Here is a 26,040-nt window from a genome sequence, read left to right on the forward strand (position 1 = left end):
TAATACCGCCGACGGCATGATGGCGCTCCCGATCTGAAACGGAGCTCTCGTGAACGTCACCGTCCCTTCGCCCCTGCGCCCGCTGCCCCTGCTGTTTGTTGTTGCGGCGCTGGCGCCCGCAGTCTCCCGCGCCCAGGCGCCCGATGCGGCCGGCGCGCCCGGTGCCGAGCCCTCCCGTTTCGCGCTCGGCGTGGGCGTGGCATCGCGGCAGTTCGCCTATGCCGGCAGGGAGCGCAAGAACCAGGCCCTGCCGATACTGCTGTACGAGAACAGCTGGGTTCGCGTGGCAGGCCTCGGGGCCGAGTTCAAGCTGTGGCGCCAGCCGCTGGGCACGGGCCAGGCGCTGACCGGCGGGCTGCGCATCAAGTACGACAACGAGGGCTTCGAGGCCGATGACTCGCCGCGCCTGGCCGGCATGGCCGAGCGCAAGGGCGGTTTCTGGGGCGGTGCCGCCGTTTCCTGGCGCAACCCCGTGGCGCCGCTGACGCTGGAATGGCTGGCCGATCTCTCCGGCCACAGCAAGGGCAGCAAGCTGCAACTGCAGGCCGAACGCCGCTTCGGCTGGGGGCCGCTCGGGCTGACGCCGCGGGTGCAACTGCAGTGGCTGGACCGCAAGTACGTGGACTACTACTTCGGTGTGCGCGCCAGCGAGGCGACGGCCGACCGCGCGGCCTACGACGGCGCCTCGGCGCTGGCGGTGGAGGCGGGGCTGCGCATGGACTACGCGCTGGCTTTTCGCCACGCCGTCTTCCTCGACCTGAGCCGCACGCAACTGCCCGACGAGATCAAGCTCAGCCCCATCGTCGACCGCAAGGCCACGTCCCGCGTCATGGCGGGCTATCTGTACCGCTTCTGATCCCGGCACCGATGAGCCGCGTCGCGCTGGTGGAGGACCATGTCCGTCTGGCTGCTCTGGTGGGGCAGGCGCTACAGGCGGCGGGCATCGCGGCGGATGTGTTCCACACGCTGGAATCGGCGTGGGCGGCGCTGGGCAGCGTCGACTATGCGGTGCTCATCGTGGACCGCGGTCTGCCCGACGGCGACGGCCTGGCGCTCGTGACCCGCTTGCGCGCGGCCGGGCTGGCGACGCCCTGCCTGATGCTGACCGCGCGCGATGCGCTGCATGACCGCCTGGAGGGCCTGGACTCCGGCGCCGACGACTACCTCACCAAGCCCTTCCCGATGGAAGAACTCGTCGCCCGCACGCGGGCATTGATGCGCCGGCCGGCGACGTTGCTGGCTGCGGTGCCGGGCTTCGGCGACATCCAGCTGCACCCCGGCGAGGGGCGGCTGGGCTGCGGCGAGGAGGCCATCACGCTGGCGCCGGCCGAGCTGCAGATCCTGCTGAGCCTCACGCGCCATGGCGGTCAGACGGTGCGGCGCAGCGCGCTGGAGGCCGCCGCCTGGGGCCTGACGGACGCCGTCACCCCCAACGCGCTGGATGTCGCGCTGCACCGCTTGCGCCGCAAGCTGCTGGCGGTGGGCTCGCGGCTGCAGATCATCAACGTCAGGAACCATGGTTATGCGCTTCGCGATGATGAAGCCGCCCGCTAGCCTGCGCCGCCGGCTGCTGTGGACCTTTGTCGGTGGCATGGTGGTGAGCGCGGCGCTGGTGGCGGGCACCGTGGCGGTGCTGGTGCGCCCGTTCAACAGCTACCTGCTGGAGCGTGGCGCCGATCGCTTTGTTCACGGGCTGGCTCGCCAGGTGCAGTTCGATGCCAGCGGCCAACCGGTGGGCCTGACGGCCAAGGTCGAGCCCTGGATGTTCAACAGCATGGGGCAGGAGGTGGCCATGCGCGTTGTCGACGACACGGGGCGCGTGGCATTTGCACCCGATGCAGATGCGCGCTCGCTCATCTCCGGGCAGCGCGAGCCAGGCCAGCGCCCATTCACGCTGGTGCGAGACGGTGTGGCGATGCACGCGGCGGTCGCAACGCTGCAGCATGGCGGGAGGGAGTGGCAGGTGCAGTTCGCCGTCAGCGATCGCCTCATGGACCGCATGCGCGACTCCATCGGCCTGCCCGCGCTGTCGCAGGGCATGCTGGCCTTGTGCGTGGTGTTCCTGCTGGTCTTCCTGGTCACGGTCCACATCACGCTGCGGCGCGCGCTCGCACCGCTCAGCGCGGCCTCGGAGGCGGCGCGCCGCATCACGCCGCGCACACTGGACGAGCGCATGAGCGAAGCCCAGCAGCCGGTCGAGATCCGGCCCATGGTGCAGGCGTTCAATCAGGCGCTGGACCGCCTGGCCCACGGCTTTCGCACGCAGCAGGAGTTTCTTGCCAGTGCGGCCCATGAGCTGAAGACGCCGCTCGCGTTGATCCGCGCGCAGGTCGAGCTGGGGCCGCACGACGAACGGCGGACCCACCTGCTGCAGGACGTGGACCGCATGGCGCGGCAGGTGCAGCAGTTGCTGCTGCTGGCGGAGGTCAGCGAGCCGCAGAACTACCGCATCGAGGCGATCGACCCGCTGCCGACGGTGCGCGAGGCGTTCGACTTCATGGCCCGTGTGGCGGAGCGACGCGGTGTGTACCTCGGGCTGCGCGTGGGCAACGGCGTGCGTCAGTGGAACGCCGACCGCAGCGCGTTGTTCACGCTGCTGAAGAACCTGCTGGAGAACGCCATCCAGCACAGCCCCGCCGGTGGTGTCGTGGCGCTGACGGTGCGGCCGGACGGGTTCGGGGTCAGTGACGAGGGCCCGGGCGTGCGGCCCGAGCACCTGTCGCGTCTGTTCGACCGGTTCTGGCGCGCGCCGGGCGGCGGCAGTGACGGGGCCGGCCTGGGGTTGGCCATCTGCGCCGAGATCGCGACGGCGCATGGCTGGCGCATCGTGCCGCACATGCCCGATCGCGGGCTGGAAATGGCCGTGCGCATGGGCCCGTGAGCTGGCGGTAGCGTGCCGCCAGGGGGAGGCCTAATTCAGCCCTTGCTTGGCGCGCTCGCGCGCGAGGTAGTTGGCCTGCGCCTGGTCGCGCTCGCGCTGCAGCCGGGCCTCCCGGGTCTCCCAGTCACCGCAGCTGAAGTACGAGCCGCCGAACAGCCAGCCGAAGACGCTGGAGCCGTCGATCGCGCGGGCGTTGCCACCCACGCACACCATGGCGGCCTTGGAGCCGCTTTCTGCGGCCAGCGTCTCCTGCACGAGCATGGAGCGTGACAGCAGCACCGAGGCCGGCATGGCGACCGCCAGCAGCACGCCGCCGATGACGACGCCCTTGGCCCAACGGGGCAGCCCGGCGTTCCTGGCGGGGATGGCCGTGCCCTGCGCACGCGGGCCAGCGCCTGGCCGAGTCGCTGCAGCAGCCCCCGCTGCCGCGGCATTCGCGCGCGTCGGCCGCGTGGACGACGGGGCCTGGGGTCGCGGGGTGCCGCCTTCCAGCACACGGGGCCGGGCCGCCGTGGGCGGGTCGGCGGGCTGCGTGCTGGGGAAGGAACGGGTGTCGGTGGGCATCGGGTTAGGCGGGGGGCTTGGGCACCCGGAGCGGATGCTAGGGATCGAGCGTCGGCGAGAACGTGACCAAATGCAAATGGCGGCCGATCAGCGGCGGGAACCGGGCAGGAAGTCACACCCACGACAATCGCGTCATGACCGATATCGCTTTTTCCACACTGCCCCTGAGCCCCGCCATGCTGGCCAACCTCGACCAGCTCGGCTATGCGCAGATGACGCCCATCCAGGCCGCCAGCCTGCCGCTGGCTCTCGCGGGCAGGGACGTCATCGGCGAGGCGCAGACCGGTTCGGGGAAGACGGCGGCCTTCGCCGTCGCGCTGTTGCACAGGCTGAACGCCGAGCTGCCGCGCGTGCAGTCGCTCGTGCTGGCGCCGACGCGCGAGCTGGCCGACCAGGTCACGCAGGAGATTCGCCGGCTGGCCCGCGCCGCCGACAACATCAAGGTGCTGAGCCTGTGCGGTGGCAGCCCCATGAAGCCGCAGGTCGAGAGCCTGTCCTACGGCGCCCATGTCGTCGTCGGCACGCCGGGGCGTCTCATCGACCACCTGGAGCGCGGCTCGCTGGACCTGTCGGCGTTGAACACGCTGGTGCTCGACGAGGCCGACCGCATGCTGGACATGGGCTTCGTCGACGACATCAAGGCCGTGGCGAAACGCGCGCCGGTCAGCCGCCAGACCTTGCTGTTCTCGGCCACGTTCCCGGAGGGCGTGAAGGACATTGCCGCCCGCTTCATGCGCGATCCGCAGACCGTGAAGGTGGCGGGCGCGACGAGTGCTGCCGCGTCGACGATCCGTCAGATCGCCTTCGAGGTGAGCGACGGCGAGCGGCTGGACGCCGTGCCGCGGCTGCTGCGCGCCTTCCGGCCCGAGTCGACGATCGCCTTTTGCAACACCAAGCAGCAGTGCCGCGACCTGGAGGCCGTGCTGGCCGCGCAGGGGTTCGTCGCGCTGGCGCTGCATGGTGACCTGGAGCAGCGTGAGCGCGACCAGGTGCTCATCCAGTTCGCCAACCGCAGTGTGTCGGTGCTGGTGGCGACCGACGTGGCCGCTCGCGGGCTGGACATCGCCAACCTCGCCTGTGTCATCAACGTCGACATGAGCGCCGATGTCGAGCAGCACGTGCACCGCATCGGCCGCACGGGCCGTGCAGGCGCGCAAGGCCTGGCCCTGAGCCTGGCCAGCCTCGACGAGATGGGCCGTGTCGGGCGCATCGAGCAGCTGCAGGGGCGCGAGTTCACGTGGCAACCGCTGGATGCCTTGCGCGACGCGCCGGGCGGCCCGCTGCTGCCAGCCATGGACACTTTGCAGATCCTCGGCGGCCGCAAGGAGAAGATCCGCCCGGGCGACATCCTCGGCGCGCTGACCGGCGAGGCCGGCTTCACGGCGGCGCAGATCGGCAAGATCAACGTCACCGATTTCCATAGCTACGTGGCGGTGGACCGCGGCATCGCCGCCGAGGCCGTCAAGCGCTTGTCCAACGGCAAGCTCAAGGGCCGCAAGGTGAAGGTGCGCCGGCTCGCGGACCTGGCGGATTGAGAGGCTGAGAAGCAATTCAGCACGCCCGCCTTGCTGCCCGAAAGCCGCCTCTCGTCGTTGTAGATCCTCGCCGTGGCACGAGCTACGGCTGCGCTTTGGGACGCCCGTTCGGCCGCGCCGAATTCGCTCTCACCCCCTGAGCTTTGCGCGCCCCGGGGCCGGGGCTACATTGCGGGCATGTCGCGCCGCCGCCGTTCGCTGCCGGTCTTGCTGGGGTTCAGCATCCTGCTGGGTGCGATGGGCTGCGCGGCCGTGCGGGCGATGGCCGCACCCGCCACGCCGCCAGCGGCGCTGGTCGTGACGCTGCGCGCGCCGGACAGCCGCGTCGACCTGCGCAACGCCTTCGTCCGCGACGCGGTGGAGCTGGCGCTGACTCGCACGCAGGTGAGTGACGGGCCCTTCCGCTTGGCGGTGACCAAGCCGATGAACAAGGCGCGTGCGCTGCTGGAAGCGGAGCGGCAGGTGGAGCCCAATCTGCTCGTCGCGACCAGCACCGAGAACGGGCGCGATGCGGGGCTGGTGCCAGTGCGTTTCCCCATCCACCTGGGCACCAACCGCTACCGCGTCTGCTTCGTGCATGCGCCCCGCCAGCCCGCCGTGCGTGCGGTCGACAGTGTGGCGGCGCTGGCGCAGCTGCGCATCGTGCAGGGCCGCAACTGGCCCGATGTGGAGGTGCTGCGCGCCAATGGGCTGGATGTGGCGGAAGTCGGCACCTATGACGCCATGTTCAAGATGGTGGCCTTGGGCCGGGCCGACCTGTTCTGCCGCAACGTGCTGGAGATCGGCCACGAGATCCAGACCCATGAGGGCGCGGCCGGCCTTGCGCTCGAGGACAGCCTGCTGCTGTCCTACGACCTGCCGCAATACCTCTACACGCATGCCGACAACCGTGAAGCCATCGACCGCGTGGAGCGAGGCTTGAAGCTCGCATTCAGCGACGGTTCGCTGCAGGCCTTGCTGCGCCGCTACATGAAGTCGTCGCTGGCGCTGCTCAAGCTGCCGCAGCGCCGCCTGCTCGCGTTGCAGGTGCCTGCGTCGATGCGTGTGGAGATGGACGACCGACCTTACCAGATCGACCTGTTGCGCAAGCCCAGCCGGTGAGCCGAGCTGGCCGTGACATCTTGGCGCGCCAGCCTGTGATCGCGGGGGCGCACCACCGGCACCGCGACGTTTTCACGCGTGCCCGACCCCCTGGGCGCCTAGTCTGACTTCCAGACGAGGTGCCGACATGAACTCACGCCCCATGCCCTTGATGCCCCTGATGCCCGACGACTACGAACTGCGCTTCGAGTCGTTGTTCCACGCCGGTCGCGCACTGGCCTTTCCCTGCGATGCGCAGGGGGGCGTGCGGCTGGACTCGCTCAGCGACAAGGCGCTGCAGAACTACCTGTTCGCCCGCGCCGTCGTCGGGCGCGACTACGCGACGCCCACCGTGCAGCGTCGCCATTGAGCGGTCAATCGCCAATGCAGCGGATCGCGGTGCCGGTCCGGTGGGCGGTGCTGAAAAAGTGCGCGAGGCGCAGCACCAGCGGTGCGAAGCCCTTGCCAGCCTGGGCGCCGTAGCGCGCATGGAGCACCAACAGCTCGTGAACCAGCGCGCCGGCTTGTTCGGCGTCGATGTTGAACGCCTCGTAGAACCTGGCCCACAAGGCGTTCAACTGCGGGAAGTCGCCGGGGGCTTGCGATGCCAGCGAAAAGACGTAGGCGTCCTGCTCGCTGATGGCTTCGTGCCGATCAGCGGCATAGAGGTCGAATGCCATGGCAGCGCGATCAGGCTGACGGCAGTGCCGCTTACTTCGCGAAGCTGTCCTTCAAGCCCGTGATCTTGTTGAACACCGGCTTGTCGGCGCGGTGGTCCACGCGGTCGGTCACGAAATAGCCGTGGCGCTCGAACTGCCAGCGCTGGTCGGCGGCGGCTCCGGCCAGTGAGGGCTCCACAAAACCCTGCACCACGCGCAGCGAGTTCGGGTTGACGAAAGCCAGGAAGTCGCGCCCACCGGCGTCCGGCTGCGGCTCGGAGAAGAGGCGCTCGTACAGCCGCACTTCGGCGGCCACGGCCTCGTGTGCGCCCACCCAGCCGATGACGCCCTTGACCTTGACCGCATCCGCGCCCGGCGTGCCGCTCTTGGTGTCGGGGATGACCGTGGCGAGCACGGCCGTGACCTGGCCGTCGGCGTCCTTCTCGGCGCCGGTGCACTCGATGACGTAGCCGGCCTTCAGGCGCACCTTGTTGCCTGGGAACAGCCGGAAGTAGCCCTTCACCGGCACTTCCATGAAGTCTTCGGCTTCGATCCACAGCTCCGGGCCCAGCGAGAACTTGCGCAGGCCCAGCTCCGGCTTGTGCGGGTGGGCTGCCACCTCGCAGGGTTCGCGGTGCTCGGCGCTGCCGAACACGTCAGCGAAGTTCGTCAGCTTCAATTTGAGCGGCTGCAGCACGGCGAAGGCGCGCGGTGCCTGCGGTTCCAGGTCGGCGCGCAGGGCCTGGTCGAGCACGGTGTCGTCGATCCAGGCGTTCTGCTTGCTGGCGCCGGTGGCTTCCACCATCGCGCGCAGGCTGGCCGGCGTGAAGCCGCGGCGGCGCAGGCCGACGAGCGTGGGCATGCGCGGGTCATCCCAGCCGCTGACGTGCTTCTCCTCGACCAGCTGGCGCAGCTTGCGCTTGCTGGTGACGACGTAGTTCAGGTTCAGGCGGCCGAACTCGATCTGCTGCGGCAGCGGGCGCGCCAGCAGGCCCAGGTCGGCCAGTTGGTTCAGCAGCCAGTCGTAGAACGGGCGCTGGTCTTCGAACTCCAGCGTGCAGATGCTGTGCGTGATGCGCTCCAGCGCGTCCTCGATCGGGTGCGCGTAGGTGTACATCGGGTAGATGCACCAGGTGTTGCCCGTGGCGTGGTGTTCCGCGTGCTTGATGCGGTAGAGCGTCGGGTCGCGCAGGTTGATGTTGGGCGAGGCCATGTCGATCTTGGCGCGCAGCACCATCGCGCCGTCGGCATGCTTGCCGTCGCGCATTTCGCGCAGGCGGGCGAGGTTCTCGGCCGGTGTGCGGCCGCGGAACGGGCTGTCGACACCGGGCTTGCCGAAGTCGCCGCGGTTGGCGCGCATCTCGTCGGCGCTCTGCTCGTCGACATAGGCCAGGCCGGCGTTGACCAGCGCCTCGGCGGCCGCGTACATGAAGTCGAAGTAGCTGCTGGCTTCAAAGAGGTTGTCGCCCCAGCTCCAGCCCAGCCACTGCACCATCTCCTTGATGGCGTTGACGTACTCCAGCTCCTCCTTCTCGGGGTTGGTGTCGTCGAAGCGCAGGTGGCAGGCGCCGCCGTAGTCGCGCGCCAGGCCGAAGTTCAGGCAGATGCTCTTGGCGTGGCCGATGTGCAGGTAGCCGTTGGGTTCGGGCGGGAAGCGGGTGCGGATGCGCGCCGCGTCCAGCGGCGCGGCGGCGTGGTGGGCGGCGTCGCCCGGCGTGCCGGCGAACTGGCGGCCGTCGAAGGCGCCGGTCTCGAGGTCGTTCTCGATGCGCTGGCGCAGGAAATTCGTCGCAGGGGCGGGCGCGGGGGCGGCGGGGTGGCTCATCGTCGGCATCAAATGGAAGCGGGCCGTGTCCCAGGCCCGCGATGCCGCCGATTCTAAGGACGCTGCGGCTCCAGGCGAAGCGGCAGCCGCACATGGGCCAGCCCGATGCTGATCCAGACCGCCACGCTGAAGTAGGCCGTCATCCAGACCACCTCGCTGCGCCAGTGCGCCCAGTCGTGCGACACCGTCCAGCGACCGGAGGCATCGGCCAAGCCGGCCGCCAGCGTCGGGTAGACGCGGCCGGCCGCTTCATCGGCGATCCAGCGCGCCCAGTACATGGGCACGTCCACGGCGAACATGTAGGCCGCATACAACGCCCCGGCCACCATGGCCAGCGCCAGCCAGCGGCGGCCGCGCGCGCCGGCCTGCGGCCACATCGCGCCCATGGCCAGCACGCTGAACACGGCCGCCAGGCCCCACAGCGTCTCCTCGACGACGTGGCCGAGGTTGCAGGTCGTCAGCACCGCGTACCAGGAATGCACTTCGGCGATGGCGATCATCGGCACGATGGCATGCGCCACCTTGAGGCTGAAGCGATGCCCGGTCGTCAGCGCCGCGCCGCGCAGCAGCAGCGCCCATTGCGCAGCAAAGCTCAGTTCGGCGATCGTGGCGACCGTGCGGCCGATCATGACGCTCGACGCCCAGCTGTCCACCATGACGACGCGTGGCACATCGAACACCGGCAGGAAGGACCGGTAGCCGCACCCCAGCACGTACAGCGCCGACAGCAGCAGCTGCAGGCGTTGATGGGGCCAGGTCGTGCCGTCGGGGCGATTGCGGTGCAACCAGGCGGTTGATGCCGTCCAGGCGATCAGGTTCAGGCCGGCGATGGCGCACAGCAGGTGCCACCAGTAGGTTGCGTTCGTCATGGCATGTCTCCTCACTCTGTCTTGCGGGGTCGCCCGGTCTTGACCGGCTCCAGCCCGTCCAGCGCCGCGGCCAGTGCCGGGGCGTCCAGCAGGGCCAACGCTCGCAGACCGGCGCGCAGCAGCTCGCTTTTCTTGGCTTCGCGTTTCACGTCGTGCAGTCGGTGCTTGAGCTCGGCGATGAGCGCGTAGTCCGACTGGGGCATCGTGAAACCGTCGCGAACGAGCTTGGCGCGTTCGACAGGGGCGTTCTTGGGCTTGGGGCTCATAAAGATGAAAACGGTTTATACCGTTTACATCTTCGCCGATGCTGTAGGACGACAGCCGGATTCGAGAACTACTGCGCCTTGAAGCGCGCCGCGTGCAGCCGGCTGACGGTCAGCGTCTCCGGTCGCTGGCGGAGTTGCAGCAGCACGGTGCCGTTGTCCTGCCGCTGCGCGCGGGCGACGGCGTCTACGTTGACGATGGTGGCGCGGTGGATCTGCCAGAAGCGGGCCGGGTCCAGCTGCGGGGCCAGCTCGCGCAGGGGCTGGCGCACCCAGTAGTCCCGCCCGGCCGTCACGGCGCGAACGTATTTGTCGGCGGCTTCCAGGTACAGCAGCTCGTCCACCGGCACGAGCTCCACGGTGTCGCCCATGGCGGCTTGCAGATGGCGCAGCCTCGGCGGGGGCGTGGCCTGGTCGAGCAGCAGCTGGCGCAGCGTGGCCAGCGTCGCGTCGCCCGCGCCGGGCTGAGCCAGGCGCGCCTGCAGCCGGGCCACGCTGCGGGCCAGCCGTTCGGGCGTGACCGGCTTGAGCAGGTAGTCGGCGGCCGCCGCATCGAAGGCCTGCAGCGCGTACTGGTCGTAGGCCGTCACGAAGACGAACAAGGGCAGGGGGCCGGCGTCGCCGGGCCAGTCCTCGGCGATGGCCTGGGCCGCCTGCAGCCCGGTCAGGCCCGGCATGCGGATGTCCAGGAAGCAGACCTGGGGCCGGTGCAGCAGCGCCTGGGCCACGGCCGCCGTGCCGCTGCCGGCCTGGGCCAGCACGCGCAGCGCCGGCCAGGCGATGGCGAGGTCGGCTCGCAGGCTGTCGGCGAGCCGGGGTTCGTCTTCGGCGATGAGGGCGGTGGCGTTCATGACGGGAGTTCGATGCGCGCGATGCTGCCGCCTGCGGGCCGGGGCAGCAGCGCGAAGCGGGCGGCGTCGCCGTAATGGTGAGCGAGGCGTTCACGCACCTGGGTCAGGCCGAAGCCGGTGCCGGCTGTTGCGGGCGGCTGGGTCTCGGCGAGGCCCGCGCCGGTGTCGGCCACTTCCAGCAGCAGCCGTTGGCCCTGGCGGGATGCCGATACGCGCAGCTCGCCGCCGGCCTCGTGCGGTTCCAGGCCGTGCTTGACCGCGTTCTCCACCAGCGGTTGCAGCAGCAGCGGCGGGATGGCCACGCCGGCCAGGCTGGCCGGCAGGTCCAGGTGCACCTGCAGCCGCGCGCCCATGCGCAGCTGCATGAGCGCGAGGTAGTCCGCCAGCCGTGCGAACTCCTGGGCCAGCGCGTGCTCCGTGGCGCGGCTGGCTTGCAGCGTGGCGCGCAGGTAGTCGATGAGCCGGTCCAGCATCTGCTGGGCTTCGTCGGGCTGCAGCTTGATGAGCACGCGCAGGTGGGCCAGCGTGTTGAAGAGCATGTGCGGCTCCAGCTGGCTCTGCAGCAGCGCGAGCCGGGCCTCGGCGGCCTGGCGTTGGGCCTCGGCCTGGGCCAGGCGCAGCGCGTTGAGCTTGAACATGGCGATGAACACGAGCGAGCCCAACAGCGCGGTCAGCAGCGTGAAGGCGAGCGAGCGTGTCGCGCGCTGATCGCCGAGGTTCCAGGGCGCGATGGAGTGCTGACCGGTGATGAGGTCGGCCAGCGCGATGCCACCCGTGTAGCCCGCGACGGCACCGACCATCAGGCAGGGCAGCATCAGCGCCCAGCCGGCCCAAGCGCGGCGCAGCACGATGTCGTCGCCCCAGCAGCGCGCCAGCCCGCGCGCGGCGGCCGCTTGCAGCAGCGAGACATAGGCCGAGATCTGCACGCCGATGCAGAACGAATAGAGCATGCCCGTCCAGAAGCCCTCGCCGCGGGCCAGGTAGTTCAGCAGGCCGACAGCCATGCAGATGGCCACGGTGCCGCCCACGTGGGCGCGCCAGTCGTAGCGGATGTGCTGGGTGGTCATCGGGCCAGCATGATGCCCTGTGCGGCGCGGCGCCAGCCGCCGGCGATGAACGGCGTGGGGGCGGCGCGAAGCGGCCGCAGGCGGGCGCCAGCGGGGCGGCCCGCCGGGCGCTCAGCGGCCGGCGCCGAGCCGGAAGACGCCGACGACCTCGTTCATGCGCTGCGCTTGGCCGCGCAGGCTGTCGGCCGCGGCCGCGGCCTGTTCCACCAGCGCGGCGTTCTGCTGCGTGACCTTGTCGAGCTGCGAGATCGCTTCGCTGACCTGGCCGATGCCGGTGGTTTGCTCCTGCGTGGCGGAGCCGATCTCGCCGATCAGGTCGGCCACGCGCTTCACCTGCGACACGATCTCCGTCATCGTCTCGCCGGCCTCGCCGACGAGGCGGGAGCCGGCGTCCACGTTGTTCACGCTGTGGCCGATCAAGTCCTTGATCTCGCGGGCCGCGAGTGCGCTGCGCTGCGCCAGCGCGCGCACCTCGCCGGCCACGACGGCAAAGCCGCGCCCCTGCTCGCCGGCCCGGGCCGCCTCCACGGCGGCGTTCAGGGCCAGGATGTTGGTCTGGAACGCGATGCCGTCGATGGTGCCGATGATGTCGGCGATCTTGCGCGAGCTGGCCGAGATGTCGCTCATCGTCGTGATGACCTGCTGCACCACGTCACCGCCGCGAGCCGCCACGCCGCTGGCGGAAGCGGCCAGCTGCGTGGCCGTCTGCGCCGTGTCGGCGTTCTGGCGCACGGTGGCGTTCATCTGCTCCATCGATGCGGCCGTTTCCTCGAGGTTGGCGGCCTGCTGCTCGGTGCGCTGCGACAGGTCGGCATTGCCATTGGCGATCTCACCGGCGCCGGTCAGGATGGCGTCGGCGCCGCTGCGCACCTGGCCGACGATCTGCACCAGCCCGTCACGCATGCGGGCCAGTGCCTGCTGCAACTGCGCGATTTCGTCGCGCCCATCGGCGCGGATGCTCGCCGTCAGGTCACCGCCGGCCACCGCCTCCGCGAAGCCCATGGCCTGTCGGATGGGCGCGGTGATGGAGCGGGTGATGACCCAGGCCATGCCGAAGCCCAGTGCGAGCGCGACGATGCTGAGCAGGGCCGTGAGCGCCACCGCCGATGTGCGCGTGGCCTGGCCTTCCTCGTACAGCCGCGCGGCTTCGTCGATCTGCAGCTTGACGAGCGCATCGGACAGTTCGCGCGCCTGCGCGCCGAGCGGCAGCGTCTTCTCCTCGTAGATCTGCAGCGCGGTGCTCATGCCGCCGGTGGCGAGTGCGGCGCCGACGGGCGTCAGGCCTTCGTCGATGAAGCCCTTGCGTGCGGTGACGAAGCGCTGCGCCAGCGCCCGTTCGTCATCGGTCAGCTGGGTCTGCAGGTAGCGAGCCAGCAACTCCTCGCCGCGTTTGACATTGGCGGCCAGCTCGTCGTTGCGGCGCTTGATCTCGTCGAACCCGGGCGAGCGCAGCATCTCGACGATGATGAGGCGGTTGCGGGTGGACAGGTTGTTCAACTCGCCGAGCTGAGCCAGCGGGATGGTGCGGTCGTGATAGACCGTGTCGAGGCCGGCGGCCATGCGGAAGATGCCATGCACCCCCACGCCAGCGACCCCGAGCATCAACAGCAGCACGGCGGCGAAGGCCACGGCCAGGCGGGGTCCGATGTGCATCTGCTTCAAGGCATTCATGTCGTCTCCTCTTTGCGCGGCTCTCTGATGGAGCGCTGCGAGTCTGCATGAATGGCCGGGCGCCGTCGACCGGGTCAACGCCTGCGCGAACCGCCTCCGCCGAGGATGCTGCCCAAAACACCACGAATGATCTCGCGGCCAACGGCCGAACCCATGCTGCGCACGGCCGACTGGGCGGCCTTCTCGGCCAGCCCGGGGTGGCGGCCGCCGCGCGGGCCGGTGGTGCCGAACAGCACGTCCTTGAGACTGTCCATCAGGCCGCCGCCTTCGTCCGGGCTGGGGGCCGGCGCGGTCTTGCCGGTCGCCGAAGGCGTGCCTGGCGGCGCAGCCGCTGCGGCGGGCCGGCCGAGCAGCTTCTCGTAGGCCGACTCGCGATCCAGCTGCTTTTCGTACACGCCGGCCACCAGGGAGTTCGCCATCAGCTGCTGGCGCTGCGCCGCCGTGATGGGCCCGATCTGGCTGCCGGGCGGCAGCACGAAGACGCGCTCGGTGATGCTGGGCCGGCCGTGCTCGTCGAGCAGGCTGACCAGCGCTTCGCCGACCGCTAGCTCCGTGATCGCCGTGGCGATGTCCAGCCCCGGCTTGGCGCGCATGGTGTCGGCGGCGGCTTTGACGGCCCTCTGGTCACGCGGCGTGAAGGCGCGCAGCGCGTGCTGCACGCGGTTGCCGAGCTGGCCCAGCACGGCATCGGGGATGTCCAGCGGGTTCTGCGTCACGAAATAGACGCCCACGCCCTTGGAGCGCACCAGGCGCACCACCAACTCGATGCGCTCGACGAGGGCGTCAGGCGCATCCTTGAACAGCAGGTGGGCCTCGTCGAAGAAGAACACCAGCTTCGGTTTCTCCAGGTCGCCCACCTCGGGCAGCGTCTCGAACAGCTCCGACAGCATCCACAGCAGGAAGGTCGCGTACAGACGCGGCGCGTTCATCAGCTTGTCGGCGGCCAGGATGTTGATGACGCCGAGGCCGTTCCCAAGCGCGGATGCGCCCCCCGGCGACGTGGGGGCGTCAGTGACCTGCATGAAGTCGGCGATGTTGAGCATGGGCTCGCCGAAGAACTTGTCCCCGCCCTGGGCCTCGATCTGCAGCAGGCCGCGCTGGATGGCGCCGATGCTGGCGGCCGAGACGTTGCCGTACTGCGTCGTGAAGCTGCTGGCGTTGTCGCCCACATGCTGCAGCATGGCGCGCAAGTCCTTCAGGTCCAGCAGCAGCAGGCCCTGGTCGTCGGCGATCTTGAACACCATCTGCAGCACACCGGCCTGCGTCTCGTTGAGCGCCAGCATGCGGGCCAGCAGCAGCGGGCCCATGTCGGACACGGTGGCGCGCACCGGGTGGCCTTGCTCGCCGAACACGTCCCACAGCGTCGTCGGGCAGGCGACTTGCTCCGCAGCCTCCAGGCCGCGGGCCTTCAGCGTGGCGAGCAGCTTGTCGCTGGGGTTGCCGGGTTGGCTGATGCCGGTCAGGTCGCCCTTCACGTCGGCCATGAAGACGGGCACACCCAGCTTGGAAAAACTCTCGGCCAGCGTCTGCAGGCTGATGGTCTTGCCGGTGCCGGTGGCGCCGGTGATGAGGCCGTGGCGATTGGCCAGTGCGGGCAGCAGCAGGCACTCGGTTTGAGCCTGGCGTGCCAGCAGGATGGGGGCGGCGGACATGAAGCGGTCTCCGGGAGGGCCGAATCGGCGGGGGGCGACGAGTCTAGCGGCCCCTCCCGGCCCGCAGCACCGCGTGGGCGCTGCGGGGTCTGTCTCCGAAGCGGCCGGCCACCGCGACCGGATGCCGCCTCAGTGCACGGTGCCGATCTGCGTGATCTGCAGCGTGCTCTGCAGCCCCACCTCCAGCCCGGCCTTCACGCAGTCGAGGGCGTCGGTGCTGGCCTCGGGCTTGAACGACACGGACTTGCCTGACTCCTGGTTCGTGCAGGTGACCTTGGCGATCTCCAGGCCACCGATCTGCACCAGGGGTTGCTTCGTGCTGACGAGGGCGACCTGCGAGATTTCCACGCGGTCACCATGCAGCGACACAAGCCCACCCTTCTCGCAGTCGAAGCTGCCGTCGTCCGCCGCCTGCAGGCTGATCTTCCTGCTGGTGGCGAGGTTGGCGCAGACGACCTTGCCTCGCAGCAGGCCGCTGAGCGCGCCATCCACCGGCTTGGCGCGCTTGCCCGCGATCTGCAGGAAGACGCGGGTGACCAGGTCTTCGTTCACATAGGCCTTCTTCTCGGCGTTCCACTGCAGCGCGTTGGGCTCGACCAGTTCGCCTTCGAGGAACACGGAAGCGCCGGGGAAGGGGTCGGTGGCCAACGCGCCCTTGACGTCGGGGTTCACTTCCTTGGCGCCGACGACGGCGTCCCTCGCCGCGTTCGCACCACTGAACTTGATGCGCACGTTGTGCCCGTCCTTGAACAGGTTGCCCAGCAGCAAGCTCGCCTCCGCCGGCTTCTCGACGGAGCCGGCCGGCAGCTCGGCCTTTTCGGCGAGCTTCACTTCGCGCCAGGGGGTGATGGCCTCCTGCTGCACATCGAACAGCTTCAGCACGCCTTCGCGGTTGCGCATCAGGCTGTCGATGTGCGCAGGCCGCGGCAGCACCAGGGCTTGCCAGTTGCGCAGCACGAGGTTGGCCGCGACGAGGTTGCCCAGGTTCACCGTGAAGCTGCCGTCGGCCGCCAGCGTGCCGGTGTCGAACGTGGGCACGCGCGGGTGCAGCGCGAGCGCGTTGCCGTCGGCGTCCAGCAGCGTGGCGTCGACGATGACGACCTGGTCGGACGTGTTGAGGATGTCCTCCTGCACGAACTGCGTGCCGACATGGAACTGCTCGGCGCCGCGCACGAGGCCGGCCAGGCTGCCGGGCTGGTTGGGGCTGGCCCAGGTCTTGGCCGACTGCCAGGTGACGAAGAAGCGGTTGTAGCTGAGGCCCTTGAACATGACCGTGCCGGACGGGCCCGAAACGGTAGGAGGGTTCCAGGGGCTGCGCGAGCCGGTGTAGGTCGACACCGGCGTCAGCGTCGCGCTGCGCGAGAGCACCTCCATGCGCAGGCGGGCGGCGGTCGCGGCGTTCGGGTTGACGAAGTCCCAGTTGGCCAGCGATTGCAGCGTCAGGCCGACGTTGTTGGCCAGGATGCCGAAGTCCTGGTCACTGAAGTGGCGGCGCTCGCCCACGCGGTTGGCGCAGGGCATGGACGGGCCGGCCGGCATGATGTGGTGGGTGTAGGCGTCTTCGCCGCTGTGCACCACGGCGCTGTGCGACAGCCCGTAGTTGTGGCCCGCTTCGTGCGCTGCCGTGCCGCCGATGCCCATCGCCCAGCGGTCCAGCGTGTTGTTGGCGCCGGCAAGGTCGGCGCTGCAGAACACGCCGTAGGACCCGCCGAAGACGCGGGCGTGGTCGATGACGTCGGCGTCGCCCGTGTCCACCGCTTCGGCAACGCCGTACAGCGAGGCATTGGTGTCCGCGCCGATGGCCACCATGTTGCGTCGCGCCGGTGGCAGGGCGAGCGAGTCGGGGTTGGTTGTCGTGGGCGGGAGCACCTGCACGTTGAACTCGCAGTAGTCGGTCGCGACGACGTCGTAGATGCGCGAGCGCAGCTGGGCCGTCGTGCCGGCCGGGGCGCCGGGCAGCAGAGCGATGTCGAAGGTGCGCGCAGGCGAGACGTTCGCGTAGTACGCCGGGAAGGTGGCGTCGTTTGCGGTGGGGTAGTAGAGGAACAGCTTGTTCGGCTTCATCGCATCGATGGCACCGTAGTTGTGATAGCAGGTCGGGGCGGCCTGGGCCGTTTGCGCGAGCAGCGCGGTGCCGAGGCAGGCGGCCAGCTTCAGGCCGGCGGGAAGTCGAGTCATGGGTGTCTCCTTGGATTGAGCCCTCCGCCAGCGCCGGGTGGAGGTGCAACGAAAGTTAGGCGGGCTCCTGGCCGGCTTCACCTTCATCGGTAGGACGACCGCGGCTCCTAGGGGGACGCAGTTAGGGGTGTGGCAGGACGGCAGCGGTCGTTGCTGAACTTGCAGGTCTGGGGCGACGGGGGCTTTTGACGCCGCCGGCGTCTGCCGCTGCGCGGGCGCGTGAGTGCGCGCCTCGTAGAATCGAGGGTTGCATGGCACCTGCGCCATGCTGCCAAAGGAGCTAGAGCCACATGGCCGGACATTCCAAATGGGCCAACATCCAGCATCGCAAAGGCCGTCAGGACGAGAAGCGCGGCAAGATCTGGACCCGCATCATTCGTGAAATCACCGTCGCCGCGCGTCAGGGCGGCCCGGACATCAAGGACAACCCGCGCCTGCGTCTGGCGGTCGACAAGGCCAAGGCCGCCAACATGCCGGCCGACCGCATCAAGTACAACATCGATAAGGCCAGCGGCAACATCGACGGGCTGACGTACGAGGAAATCCGCTACGAGGGCTACGGCATCGGCGGTGCGGCCATCATGATCGACACGATGACGGACAACCGCGTCCGCACGGTGGCCGAGGTGCGTCACGCCTTCAGCAAGTACGGCGGCAACATGGGCACGGACGGCTCGGTGTCGTTCCAGTTCAAGCACGTGGGCCAGCTGCTGTTCGCGCCGGGCACGTCGGAAGACAAGGTCATGGAGGTGGCGCTGGATGCCGGCGCCGAGGACGTGGTCACGGGTGACGACGGCGCCATCGAGGTGCTGACATCGCCGGCTGACTACGAGGTGGTCAAGGCCGCGCTGGAAGCCGCCGGCCTGGTGCCGGAGCTGGCCGAAGTGACGATGCGCCCTGAGAACACCATCGAGCTGACCGGCGAGGATGCCGAGCGCATGCAGAAGCTGCTGGACGTCATCGAAGACCTCGACGACACGCAGGCCGTCTATCACAACGCCGAACTGGGCTGAGCCATGAAAGTCCTTGTCATCGGCAACGGCGGCCGTGAGCACGCCCTGGCCTGGAAGCTGGCCCAGGGTGATCGCATCAGCCAGGTCTTCGTGGCCCCGGGCAACGGCGGCACGGCGCGCGACTCCCGGCTGCAGAACGTCGCCATCGCCGCCACCGACGTGAAGGCGCTCGCGGATTTCGCGGCCGAACAGAAGATCGCGTTGACCGTCGTCGGCCCCGAGGCGGCGCTGGCGGCCGGCGTCGTGGATGAGTTCCGCGCGCGCGGCCTGCGCATCTTCGGCCCCACCCAGGCGGCAGCGCAGCTGGAAAGCTCTAAGGCGTTCGCCAAGGACTTCATGAAGCGCCACGGCATCCCGACGGCGGCTTACGAGACCTTCTCCGACCCGGCTGCTGCGCATGCCTATGTGGACGGCCGCGGCGCGCCCATCGTCATCAAGGCCGACGGCCTGGCGGCAGGCAAGGGCGTCGTCGTCGCGATGACGCTGGCAGAGGCGCACGAAGCCATCTCGTGGATCCTGGAAGACAACAAGCTGGGCGTCACGCACAACGCCGGTGGCGCACGTGTCGTCATCGAGGACTTCCTGGCCGGCGAGGAGGCGAGCTTCATCGTCGTCTGCGATGGCAAGCATGTCGTGTCGCTGGCCACCAGCCAGGACCACAAACGCCTGCTGGATGGCGACGAAGGCCCCAACACCGGCGGCATGGGCGCCTACTCGCCCGCGCCGGTCGTCACGCCCAATGTGCATGCCAAGGTCATGCACGAGATCATCCAGCCGACCATCGCCGGCATGGCCAAGGACGGCCATCCGTTCACCGGTTTCCTGTATGCCGGGCTGATGATCGACGAGCACGGCCAGCCACGCACCGTCGAGTTCAACACGCGCATGGGCGACCCCGAGACGCAGCCGATCATGATGCGTCTGAAGAGCGACCTGTTCGAGCTGCTGATGCACGCGACGGACGGCACGCTGGACCAGGTCGAGCTGCAGTGGGATCGCCGTGTCGCGCTGGGTGTCGTGCTGGCTGCCGAAGGCTATCCGCTGAACCCCCGCAAGGGCGACGCCGTCTCCGGCCTGCCGGACGACGCGGCCGAGGCCATGGTGTTCCATGCCGGCACGACCGAGGTGGACGGCAAGCTCGTCACCAGCGGCGGCCGCGTGCTGTGCGTGACGGCACTGGGCGAGTCGGCCCGCACCGCGGCACAGAGTGCCTATGAGCTGGCGTCGGGCATCCAGTTCGCCGGTCGGCAGTACCGCAGCGACATCGGCCACCGCGCCATCAAGCGGTGACGACCGCTCCCGCCGCCCCGGCCCGCCTCACCCGACTGCGCTCATGAATTCACAAGCCGTTCGCGTCTATCTGCTCGATCTCCAGCAGCGCATCGTCAGCGCGCTGGAGGGCGTCGATGGCAATGCCTTCGTCAGCGATGGCTGGAGCCGGGAGCCCGGTGGCCGGCTGGAGGGCGATGGCTTGTCGCGCCTCATCGAGGGCGGCTCGGTGTTCGAGCGCGGCGGGGTCAATTTCTCGCATGTGAAGGGGCGCGTGCTGCCGCCTTCGGCCACGCAACACCGGCCCGAACTGGCCGGCGCGCCGTTCGAGGCCATGGGCGTGTCGCTGGTGCTGCACCCGCACAACCCCTTCGTGCCGACGGTGCACATGAACGTGCGCATGTTCGCGGCGCTGCCGGCCAACGCGCCGGCCGTGACGTGGTTCGGCGGCGGCATGGACCTGACGCCTTATTACGGCTACGAGCGCGACGCCCAGCACTTCCACCGCGTCTGCCGCGATGCGCTGCAGCCGCATGGCGACGCGCTGCATCCCAAGTTCAAGACCTGGTGCGACGAGTACTTCTTCCTGAAGCACCGCAACGAGCCGCGCGGTGTCGGCGGCATCTTCTTCGACGACTTCGCCGAAGGGGGCTTCGACAAGGGCTTCGCGCTGATCCAGTCGGTGGGCGACGCCTTCCTGGCCGCCTACCTGCCCATCGTCGAACGCCGCCAGGGCTATGCCTACGGCGAGCGCGAGCGTGACTTCCAGTCCTACCGGCGTGGCCGCTATGTCGAGTTCAACCTCGTGTGGGACCGCGGCACGCTGTTCGGCCTGCAGTCCGGTGGCCGCACGGAGTCCATCCTGATGTCGATGCCGCCGCAGGTGACCTGGCGCTATGACTGGGCGCCCGAGCCCGGCACGCCCGAGGCCCGGCTGTACACCGACTTTCTGCGGCCGCGCGACTGGGCCGACGAAACGCCGACGTCGTTGTGGCTATGACCCTGGGCCCCACGGTGGGTCGCTTGCGCTGCACGCCCGCTGGTCATGCGCTGCCCACCGCTGGCGGCGTTGCTGCTCCGCGTGGGTGCGAGCCCACGGCGTTGGCGTGCCTTGGCAGCGGCTCGCCGCGCCTGCCCGTCGGGCGCGCCCAACCATGGGGTTCAGGTTGAAGCTCGCGCTCTTCGGCGGCAGCTTCGACCCGCCTCATCTCGGCCATCTGGCGTTCGCGCGGCTTGCGCTGGATGCGCTGGCGCCCGACCGTTTCTTGTGGATGCCGGCCGGCCGCCAGTGGCAAAAGCCTGACCAGGTCATGGCCGCAGGCGAGCATCGCGTGCAGATGCTGCAGCGCCTGATCGCCGGTGAGCCCCGCTTCGCCGTCGACGACCGCGAACTGCACCGCCGCGGGCCCAGCTTCACGGCAGACACGCTCAACGAGTTTGCGCAGCAGGACCCGGGCGCCGAACTGATGTTCCTCATCGGCCAGGACCAATACGCGCGTCTGCCGACTTGGTACCGAGCGGAGACCGTGGCTGCGCTGGCGACGCTGGTGGTCGTGCCGCGTGCCGGCGAGGCGGTTGTCACGCCGCCGGGCATGCCGGCGCACCGGCTGCAGGTGCTGGATCTGCCGAACACCCCCATTTCATCCACTGCCGTGCGCGATGCCATCGCGCATGGTGACGACATCAGCCCCTTGGTGGGCGCCGACGTGGCGAGCTATATTGACTCGCACCGTCTCTACGGGAAGAAGCCCTGAATGGATATTCGCAAACTGCAACGCGCCATCGTCGATGGTCTGGAAGATGTCAAGGCGCAGAACATCGTCGTGTTCAACACCGAGCATCTGTCGCCACTGTTCGAGCGCGTGATCATCGCGTCGGGCACCAGCAACCGGCAGACCAAAGCCCTGGCCTCCAGCGTTCGCGAGACCGTCAAGGGCCGCGGCATGCAGGTCATGCGCACCGAGGGTGAGGACAACGGCGAATGGATCATCGTGGACTGCGGCGCAGCCGTCGTGCACGTCATGCAGCCCGCCATCCGCGACTACTACCACCTCGAGGAAATCTGGGGTGACAAGCCGGTCAAGCTCAAGCTCGGCTCGGAAGAGGTCAAGCTCGTGAAGGCGTCCGAGGACGACGCACCGGCCAAGGCCAAGTCGGCGAAGAAGCCCGCCAAGGCGACCGCCGCACCGGCCAAGAAGGCCGCGCCCGCTGCCAAGAAGCCGGCCGCCAAGAAGGCGCCGGCGCGTGTCGTTGATGCCAAGACACCGGCAGCCAAGACGATCAAGGTCGGTGCCGCCAAACCGGCAACCAAGCCTGCAGCCAAGAAGACGGTCGCCAAGAAGGCAGCCGTGAAGACGACGGTCGGCGTGAAGAAGGCCGCGCCCGCCAAGACGGCTGCCAAGACCGCCACCAAGACGGCCGTGAAGGCGGCAGCCAAGCCGGCTGCCAAGAAGGTTGCCGCCAAGCCGGTGGCGGCCAAGAATGTCGTCGCCAAGAAGGCGCCGGCCAAGAGCGCACCCGTCAAGAGCGCGCCGGCCAAGAAGGCCGCCTCCAAGAAGGCCTGATGCGCTTGTTCCTCGTGGCCGTGGGCCAGCGCCAGCCGGCCTGGGCCGACGCTGCTTACGAAGACTTCGCCAAGCGCTTCCCGCCCGAGATGCGGCTGGAGCTCAAGGTCGTCAAGGCCGAGACGCGCGGCAGCAAGACGGCCGAGCAGCTGATGTCGGCCGAGGCGGCCCGCATCGAGGCTGCGCTGCAGGCCTGCGGGCGGGGCGTTCGCCGCATCATCCTCGACGAGCGCGGCGAGCGCCGCACGACCGTGCAACTGGCCGAGCGCCTGCGGCTCTGGATGGGCGAGGGGCGTGATGCCGCCCTCGTCATCGGTGGGCCGGACGGCCTTCACCCGGACCTCAAGGCGACCGCGGACGAGACGCTGCGGCTGTCAGACCTGACGCTGCCGCATGCGTTTGCGCGCGTGCTGCTGGCTGAAGGGCTGTATCGCGCCTGGACGGTGACCACCGGCCACCCCTACCACCGCGAATGACATGACTGCTCCGGCCTTCATCTATCTGGCGTCGCAGAGCCCGCGCCGGCGCCAGTTGCTGGACCAGCTGGGCGTGCGGCACGAGCTGCTGCTGCCTGGCGCCGACGAGGATGCCGAGGCGCTGGAGGCCACGCTGCCCGGCGAGCGGCCCGAGGCCTATTGCGCCCGCGTGACGGGCGCGAAGCTCGACGCTGCTCTCGCGCGGCGGGCTGCGCGTACGCTGGTGAGTGCGCCCATCCTGTGCGCGGACACGACCGTGGCCGTGGACGATCTCATCCTCGGCAAGCCCGCAGACGAGGCCGACGCGCGGCGCATGCTGGCACTGCTGTCGGGGCGCGGCCACCGGGTCATCACGGCCGTGGCGGTGAGCGACGGCTTGCGGCGCGAGGCGGCGCTGAATGTGTCGCAGGTCGACTTCGCACCGCTGTCGGCGGCGCAGATCGACCGCTATGTCGCCAGCCGCGAGCCGTTCGGCAAGGCGGGTGGTTACGCCATCCAGAGCCAGGCGGCGGCGTGGATCATGAACATTGCGGGCAGCTACTCGGGCATCATGGGGCTGCCCCTCTTTGAGACGGCGCAGCTCTTGGGGAAATTCGGCCTGGCGCCTTGAGCGCCGCGGGCGCCCGGGGCGGCGTGGAGGCCGCGTCGAGTTCTGACGGTTGCGCGCATGCCCGCGCTCAACCGTCAGCATTCAAGGATGAGAGATGGAAGACATCCTGATCAACTGGTCGCCGCAGGAGACGCGGGTGGCTGTGGTCGAGAACGGTGCCGTGCAGGAGCTGCACATCGAGCGCACGTTGGAGCGGGGCCTCGTCGGCAACGTCTATCTCGGCAAGGTCGTGCGGGTGTTGCCCGGCATGCAGTCGGCCTTCATCGACATCGGCCTGGAGCGCGCGGCCTTCCTGCATGTGGCCGACCTGCACAGTGCCGCGCAGTTCGGCCATGGCCGGCATCAAAGTGGCGACACGCCGCCCACGCCCATCGAGCGGCTGGTCTTCGAGGGCCAGCCGCTGACGGTGCAGGTCATCAAGGACCCGATCGGCACCAAGGGCGCGCGCTTGTCCAGCCAGGTCAGCATTGCCGGGCGCATGCTGGTCTACCTGCCGCAGGACGAGCACATCGGCATCAGCCAGAAGATCGGTTCGCCGGAGGCGCGCGAGTCGCTGCGCCTGCGCATGCAGGCGCTGGTAGGCAGCCGGGAATCGGGCGGGGGCGGCGGCTTCATCCTGCGCACGAATGCCGAGGATGCGTCCGACGAGGAGCTCGCTGCCGACATCGCCTACCTGCGCAAGACCTGGCACCAGATCCGCGACAAGGCGCTGAACACGCCGCCAGCCAGCCTGCTGCACCAGGATTTGAGCCTCGTCGAGCGCGTGCTGCGTGATCTGACCAACGAGCGTACCGGCCATATCCGCATCGACTCGCGCATGCAGTACGAGGTGCTGCGGCAGTTCGGCGAGACGTTCATGCCCGCCGCCACCGCAAAGCTGGAGCACTACCGCGGCGAGCGGCCCATCTTCGACCTGTGCAATGTCGACGCCGAGATTGCGCGTGCACTGGCGCGCAAGGTGGAGCTGAAGTCCGGCGGCTCGCTCGTGTTCGACCAGACCGAGGCGATGACGACCATCGACGTCAACACCGGCGGCTTCGTCGGTGCGAGGAACTTCGACGACACCATCTTCAAGACCAACCTGGAGGCGGCCGGCGCCATCGCGCGGCAACTGCGGCTGCGCAACCTGGGCGGCATCATCATCGTCGACTTCATCGACATGACGCGCGAGGAGCACAAGGCCGCGGTGCTGGCCGAGTTCAAGAAGCAGCTCAACCGTGATCGCACCAAGGTCACCGTCGGCGGCTTCACGCAGCTGGGCCTGGTGGAGATGACGCGCAAGCGCACGCGCGAATCGCTGGCGCGCATGCTGTGCGAGCCCTGCCCAACCTGCGAGGGGCGAGGGCAGGTCAAGACCGCGCGCTCGGTCTGTTACGACATCCTGCGCGAGATCCTGCGCGAGGCGCGGCAGTTCTCGCCGCGCGAGTTCCGTGTCGTCGCGGCGGCCAACGTCGTCGAGATGATGCTGGACGAGGAAAGCGCGCATCTGGCCGGGCTGTCGGATTTCATCGGCAAACCCATTTCATTGACCGCCGAGCCGACCAACCAGACCGAGCACTACGACATCGTGCTGCTGTAAGCCCCGCGGGCGACATGCGGCGCCGTCTGACGCCGCAAGTCGCCCAGGTGCGGCAGAATCGCGCGCCATGCTCGTATCTGTCTCTCGCCGCCGCAGCCTTGCGGCACTTGCCGCCCTTGGTGCGACGCTGGGTGCTGTTCCGGCCCTGGCGCAGGTGCGCATCGACATCTCCGGTGTCGGCGGCTCACGCATCCCGGTGGCCATCGTCGACTTCCGTGACGAGGCGAAATCGCCGCAGCCCATCGCCGCCATCATCCGTGCCGACCTGGAACGCAGCGGTCAGTTCCGCAGCGTCGATGCGCCGGCGGGTCTCAACGAGACCAGCGTGCCCGCGTTTCCCGAGTGGCGTTCCAAGCAGGCCGACGCGCTCGTGGCGGGTACGGTCAACCGCCTGGCCGATGGCCGCCTGGACATTCGCTTCAAGCTCTGGGACGTCGTCAAGGGCACCGAGCTCATCGGCCAGGCCCAGGCCGTGCACCCGGACGACGCCCGCCTCGCGGCCCATCGCGTCGCCGACCTGATCTACGAAAAGCTCACCGGCGACAAGGGGGTGTTCGCCACGCGCATGGCCTACGTCACCAAGACAGGCCGCCGCTACAGCCTGGTCATCGCCGACGCCGATGGCGAGGGCGCCAAGGTCGCGCTGACCAGCCCCGAACCCATCATCTCGCCTGCCTGGGCGCCGAACGGCCGCGAACTGGCCTACGTCTCCTTCGAAAGCGGCAAGGCCACCGTTCGCGTGCAGGACGTGCAGACGGGCTCGCGTCGGGTGCTGGCTGACTTCAAAGGCACCAACAGCGCGCCGGCCTGGGCGCCTGACGGCTCGCAACTGACGCTGAGCTTGTCGCGCGAAGGCGGCACCCAGCTCTTCGCGATCAACCGCGACGGTTCCGGCGTGCGGCGTCTGGCGCGCAGCAGCGCGATCGACACCGAGCCCTGCTACTCGCCCGACGGCACGCAGATCTACTTCGTCAGCGACCGTGGCGGCGGCCCGCAGATCTACCGCATGTCGGCGGGTGGCGGCGGCGCGGACCGCATCACTTTCAACGGCACCTACAACATCAGCCCGGCCATCAGCCCGGATGGCCGCACGCTGGCCTACATCACGCGCACCAACGGTGCCTTCCGTTTGAGCGTGATGGATATTGCGTCGGGCGATTCGCAGCAGATCAGCGATGCCAGTGAAGACGAGAGCCCGGCGTTCTCGCCCAATGGCAAGCTCATCGTCTACGCCAGCCGTGCCGGCGGCCGCGAGGTGCTGATGACCACGACGCTCGATGGCAAGATCAAGACGCCGTTGCTCATCACGACGGCCGAAGTTCGTGAACCGACCTGGGGTCCTTTTTCATCTCAGTAACTTGACGGCTCACGCGATGTTGGACAATAACGGGCCGGCGTCGCAGCCGGCCGTGCTCTTTTCCCCCGTCCCCTTGT

General features: G+C 69.2%; 25 protein-coding genes. 15 read left to right on the plus strand and 10 right to left on the minus strand.

The annotated features are described in order from the left end of the window. Nucleotides 1–49: 49 nt before the first annotated feature. From ACG00X_RS20415 to ACG00X_RS20425, 3 genes are read left to right on the plus strand one after another with little or no spacing between them, the layout of a single operon-like run. Nucleotides 50–856, plus strand: a complete 807-nt coding sequence (locus ACG00X_RS20415; protein WP_394490952.1) for a MipA/OmpV family protein — start codon at nt 50–52, stop codon at nt 854–856. Between the two features lie 11 nt (nt 857–867). Further along, the gene (locus ACG00X_RS20420; protein WP_394490954.1) at nt 868–1,554 is read left to right on the plus strand and encodes a response regulator transcription factor; all 687 of its coding nucleotides are present in this window, start codon (nt 868–870) and stop codon (nt 1,552–1,554) included. Then, nucleotides 1,538–2,881 carry a sensor histidine kinase gene (locus ACG00X_RS20425; protein WP_394490956.1) on the plus strand — a complete coding sequence of 448 codons (1,344 nt, stop codon included), beginning with the start codon at nt 1,538–1,540 and terminating at the stop codon, nt 2,879–2,881. The genes ACG00X_RS20420 and ACG00X_RS20425 overlap by 17 nt, the downstream gene beginning before the upstream one ends. Before the next feature lie 30 nt (nt 2,882–2,911). Here the strand turns inward: ACG00X_RS20425 and ACG00X_RS20430 are convergent, their stop codons facing one another. After that, nucleotides 2,912–3,445 (minus strand): hypothetical protein, encoded by a 534-nt coding sequence (locus ACG00X_RS20430; RefSeq protein ID WP_394490958.1) that lies wholly within the window; start codon nt 3,443–3,445, stop codon nt 2,912–2,914. 134 nt (nt 3,446–3,579) lie between these two features. Here ACG00X_RS20430 and dbpA point away from each other — a divergent pair, with 134 nt between their 5' ends. The 3 genes from dbpA to ACG00X_RS20445 all read left to right on the plus strand — a co-directional run bounded on the left by dbpA (nt 3,580) and on the right by ACG00X_RS20445 (nt 6,430). Next, on the plus strand, nt 3,580–4,980 hold the full coding sequence (dbpA, locus tag ACG00X_RS20435; protein ID WP_394490960.1) for an ATP-dependent RNA helicase DbpA: 1,401 nt from the start codon (nt 3,580–3,582) through the stop codon (nt 4,978–4,980). Nucleotides 4,981–5,157: 177 nt separating this feature from the next. Then, nucleotides 5,158–6,081, plus strand: coding sequence for a hypothetical protein (locus tag ACG00X_RS20440; protein ID WP_394490962.1), 924 nt, complete (start codon nt 5,158–5,160; stop codon nt 6,079–6,081). A 127-nt stretch (nt 6,082–6,208) separates the two neighbouring features. Continuing rightward, entirely contained in the window at nt 6,209–6,430 is a 222-nt protein-coding gene (locus ACG00X_RS20445) for a hypothetical protein (protein WP_394490964.1), read from the plus strand. Between the two features lie 4 nt (nt 6,431–6,434). Here the strand turns inward: ACG00X_RS20445 and ACG00X_RS20450 are convergent, their stop codons facing one another. The 9 genes from ACG00X_RS20450 to ACG00X_RS20490 form a co-directional block, all read right to left on the minus strand. After that, nucleotides 6,435–6,740 (minus strand): hypothetical protein, encoded by a 306-nt coding sequence (locus tag ACG00X_RS20450; protein ID WP_394490966.1) that lies wholly within the window; start codon nt 6,738–6,740, stop codon nt 6,435–6,437. Between the two features lie 31 nt (nt 6,741–6,771). After that, complete coding sequence (locus ACG00X_RS20455; protein ID WP_394490968.1) at nt 6,772–8,544, minus strand: glutamine--tRNA ligase/YqeY domain fusion protein; 1,773 nt, start codon at nt 8,542–8,544, stop codon at nt 6,772–6,774. A gap of 53 nt (nt 8,545–8,597) precedes the next feature. After that, nucleotides 8,598–9,413 (minus strand): hypothetical protein, encoded by an 816-nt coding sequence (locus tag ACG00X_RS20460; RefSeq protein WP_394490970.1) that lies wholly within the window; start codon nt 9,411–9,413, stop codon nt 8,598–8,600. An 11-nt stretch (nt 9,414–9,424) separates the two neighbouring features. After that, nucleotides 9,425–9,679: a hypothetical protein gene (locus ACG00X_RS20465; protein WP_394490972.1), complete on the minus strand. Its 255-nt coding sequence runs from the start codon at nt 9,677–9,679 to the stop codon at nt 9,425–9,427. 68 nt (nt 9,680–9,747) lie between these two features. Then, nucleotides 9,748–10,527: a LytR/AlgR family response regulator transcription factor gene (locus ACG00X_RS20470; protein ID WP_394490974.1), complete on the minus strand. Its 780-nt coding sequence runs from the start codon at nt 10,525–10,527 to the stop codon at nt 9,748–9,750. Continuing rightward, nucleotides 10,524–11,594 carry a sensor histidine kinase gene (locus tag ACG00X_RS20475; protein WP_394490976.1) on the minus strand — a complete coding sequence of 357 codons (1,071 nt, stop codon included), beginning with the start codon at nt 11,592–11,594 and terminating at the stop codon, nt 10,524–10,526. Before ACG00X_RS20475 ends, ACG00X_RS20470 begins: the two co-directional genes overlap by 4 nt. A gap of 111 nt (nt 11,595–11,705) precedes the next feature. After that, nucleotides 11,706–13,265, minus strand: a complete 1,560-nt coding sequence (locus tag ACG00X_RS20480; RefSeq protein WP_394490978.1) for a methyl-accepting chemotaxis protein — start codon at nt 13,263–13,265, stop codon at nt 11,706–11,708. Nucleotides 13,266–13,339: 74 nt separating this feature from the next. Continuing rightward, a complete protein-coding gene (locus tag ACG00X_RS20485; protein ID WP_394490980.1) occupies nt 13,340–14,917 on the minus strand; it encodes a helicase HerA-like domain-containing protein in 1,578 nt (525 codons plus the stop codon). Nucleotides 14,918–15,046: 129 nt separating this feature from the next. Beyond that, on the minus strand, nt 15,047–17,095 hold the full coding sequence (locus ACG00X_RS20490) for a hypothetical protein (protein ID WP_394490982.1): 2,049 nt from the start codon (nt 17,093–17,095) through the stop codon (nt 15,047–15,049). Nucleotides 17,096–17,385: 290 nt separating this feature from the next. Between ACG00X_RS20490 and ACG00X_RS20495 the strand changes: the two genes are divergently transcribed. The 9 genes from ACG00X_RS20495 to tolB all read left to right on the plus strand — a co-directional run bounded on the left by ACG00X_RS20495 (nt 17,386) and on the right by tolB (nt 25,963). Then, the gene (locus ACG00X_RS20495; RefSeq protein ID WP_394490984.1) at nt 17,386–18,108 is read left to right on the plus strand and encodes a YebC/PmpR family DNA-binding transcriptional regulator; all 723 of its coding nucleotides are present in this window, start codon (nt 17,386–17,388) and stop codon (nt 18,106–18,108) included. A 3-nt stretch (nt 18,109–18,111) separates the two neighbouring features. After that, complete coding sequence (gene purD, locus ACG00X_RS20500) at nt 18,112–19,398, plus strand: phosphoribosylamine--glycine ligase (protein ID WP_394490986.1); 1,287 nt, start codon at nt 18,112–18,114, stop codon at nt 19,396–19,398. 43 nt (nt 19,399–19,441) lie between these two features. Then, nucleotides 19,442–20,377, plus strand: coding sequence for an oxygen-dependent coproporphyrinogen oxidase (hemF, locus tag ACG00X_RS20505; protein ID WP_394490988.1), 936 nt, complete (start codon nt 19,442–19,444; stop codon nt 20,375–20,377). A 166-nt stretch (nt 20,378–20,543) separates the two neighbouring features. After that, on the plus strand, nt 20,544–21,131 hold the full coding sequence (nadD, locus tag ACG00X_RS20510) for a nicotinate (nicotinamide) nucleotide adenylyltransferase (protein ID WP_394490990.1): 588 nt from the start codon (nt 20,544–20,546) through the stop codon (nt 21,129–21,131). Continuing rightward, nucleotides 21,132–21,941, plus strand: a complete 810-nt coding sequence (gene rsfS, locus ACG00X_RS20515; protein WP_394490992.1) for a ribosome silencing factor — start codon at nt 21,132–21,134, stop codon at nt 21,939–21,941. It abuts the gene before it with no gap. After that, the gene (gene rlmH / locus ACG00X_RS20520; protein ID WP_394490994.1) at nt 21,941–22,417 is read left to right on the plus strand and encodes a 23S rRNA (pseudouridine(1915)-N(3))-methyltransferase RlmH; all 477 of its coding nucleotides are present in this window, start codon (nt 21,941–21,943) and stop codon (nt 22,415–22,417) included. The genes rsfS and rlmH overlap by 1 nt, the downstream gene beginning before the upstream one ends. A gap of 1 nt (nt 22,418) precedes the next feature. Then, nucleotides 22,419–23,027: a Maf family protein gene (locus tag ACG00X_RS20525; RefSeq protein WP_394490996.1), complete on the plus strand. Its 609-nt coding sequence runs from the start codon at nt 22,419–22,421 to the stop codon at nt 23,025–23,027. A gap of 94 nt (nt 23,028–23,121) precedes the next feature. Continuing rightward, nucleotides 23,122–24,606, plus strand: coding sequence for a ribonuclease G (gene rng, locus ACG00X_RS20530; RefSeq protein ID WP_394490998.1), 1,485 nt, complete (start codon nt 23,122–23,124; stop codon nt 24,604–24,606). Nucleotides 24,607–24,673: 67 nt separating this feature from the next. After that, nucleotides 24,674–25,963 (plus strand): Tol-Pal system beta propeller repeat protein TolB, encoded by a 1,290-nt coding sequence (tolB, locus tag ACG00X_RS20535; protein ID WP_394491000.1) that lies wholly within the window; start codon nt 24,674–24,676, stop codon nt 25,961–25,963. Nucleotides 25,964–26,040: the final 77 nt, after the last annotated feature.

The sequence above is a fragment of the Pelomonas nitida genome (assembly GCF_043555975.1).
GTDB classification, from domain to species: domain Bacteria; phylum Pseudomonadota; class Gammaproteobacteria; order Burkholderiales; family Burkholderiaceae_C; genus Pelomonas; species Pelomonas nitida.

What these genes read in the sequence shown, in the direction of transcription:
- ACG00X_RS20420 (WP_394490954.1), top strand. Translation starts at nt 868, where the DNA reads ATGAGCCGCGTCGCGCTGGTGGAGGACCATGTCCGTCTGGCTGCTCTG.
- hemF (WP_394490988.1), top strand. Translation starts at nt 19,442, where the DNA reads ATGAATTCACAAGCCGTTCGCGTCTATCTGCTCGATCTCCAGCAGCGC.
- ACG00X_RS20525 (WP_394490996.1), top strand. Translation starts at nt 22,419, where the DNA reads ATGACTGCTCCGGCCTTCATCTATCTGGCGTCGCAGAGCCCGCGCCGG.
- ACG00X_RS20455 (WP_394490968.1), bottom strand. Translation starts at nt 8,544, where the DNA reads ATGAGCCACCCCGCCGCCCCCGCGCCCGCCCCTGCGACGAATTTCCTG.
- rlmH (WP_394490994.1), top strand. Translation starts at nt 21,941, where the DNA reads ATGCGCTTGTTCCTCGTGGCCGTGGGCCAGCGCCAGCCGGCCTGGGCC.
- tolB (WP_394491000.1), top strand. Translation starts at nt 24,674, where the DNA reads ATGCTCGTATCTGTCTCTCGCCGCCGCAGCCTTGCGGCACTTGCCGCC.
- dbpA (WP_394490960.1), top strand. Translation starts at nt 3,580, where the DNA reads ATGACCGATATCGCTTTTTCCACACTGCCCCTGAGCCCCGCCATGCTG.
- ACG00X_RS20430 (WP_394490958.1), bottom strand. Translation starts at nt 3,445, where the DNA reads ATGCCCACCGACACCCGTTCCTTCCCCAGCACGCAGCCCGCCGACCCG.
- ACG00X_RS20465 (WP_394490972.1), bottom strand. Translation starts at nt 9,679, where the DNA reads ATGAGCCCCAAGCCCAAGAACGCCCCTGTCGAACGCGCCAAGCTCGTT.
- ACG00X_RS20445 (WP_394490964.1), top strand. Translation starts at nt 6,209, where the DNA reads ATGAACTCACGCCCCATGCCCTTGATGCCCCTGATGCCCGACGACTAC.
- ACG00X_RS20475 (WP_394490976.1), bottom strand. Translation starts at nt 11,594, where the DNA reads ATGACCACCCAGCACATCCGCTACGACTGGCGCGCCCACGTGGGCGGC.
- ACG00X_RS20495 (WP_394490984.1), top strand. Translation starts at nt 17,386, where the DNA reads ATGGCCGGACATTCCAAATGGGCCAACATCCAGCATCGCAAAGGCCGT.
- ACG00X_RS20450 (WP_394490966.1), bottom strand. Translation starts at nt 6,740, where the DNA reads ATGGCATTCGACCTCTATGCCGCTGATCGGCACGAAGCCATCAGCGAG.
- ACG00X_RS20470 (WP_394490974.1), bottom strand. Translation starts at nt 10,527, where the DNA reads ATGAACGCCACCGCCCTCATCGCCGAAGACGAACCCCGGCTCGCCGAC.
- ACG00X_RS20425 (WP_394490956.1), top strand. Translation starts at nt 1,538, where the DNA reads ATGAAGCCGCCCGCTAGCCTGCGCCGCCGGCTGCTGTGGACCTTTGTC.
- rsfS (WP_394490992.1), top strand. Translation starts at nt 21,132, where the DNA reads ATGGATATTCGCAAACTGCAACGCGCCATCGTCGATGGTCTGGAAGAT.
- rng (WP_394490998.1), top strand. Translation starts at nt 23,122, where the DNA reads ATGGAAGACATCCTGATCAACTGGTCGCCGCAGGAGACGCGGGTGGCT.
- ACG00X_RS20440 (WP_394490962.1), top strand. Translation starts at nt 5,158, where the DNA reads ATGTCGCGCCGCCGCCGTTCGCTGCCGGTCTTGCTGGGGTTCAGCATC.
- ACG00X_RS20480 (WP_394490978.1), bottom strand. Translation starts at nt 13,265, where the DNA reads ATGAATGCCTTGAAGCAGATGCACATCGGACCCCGCCTGGCCGTGGCC.
- ACG00X_RS20485 (WP_394490980.1), bottom strand. Translation starts at nt 14,917, where the DNA reads ATGTCCGCCGCCCCCATCCTGCTGGCACGCCAGGCTCAAACCGAGTGC.
- ACG00X_RS20460 (WP_394490970.1), bottom strand. Translation starts at nt 9,413, where the DNA reads ATGACGAACGCAACCTACTGGTGGCACCTGCTGTGCGCCATCGCCGGC.
- purD (WP_394490986.1), top strand. Translation starts at nt 18,112, where the DNA reads ATGAAAGTCCTTGTCATCGGCAACGGCGGCCGTGAGCACGCCCTGGCC.
- ACG00X_RS20490 (WP_394490982.1), bottom strand. Translation starts at nt 17,095, where the DNA reads ATGACTCGACTTCCCGCCGGCCTGAAGCTGGCCGCCTGCCTCGGCACC.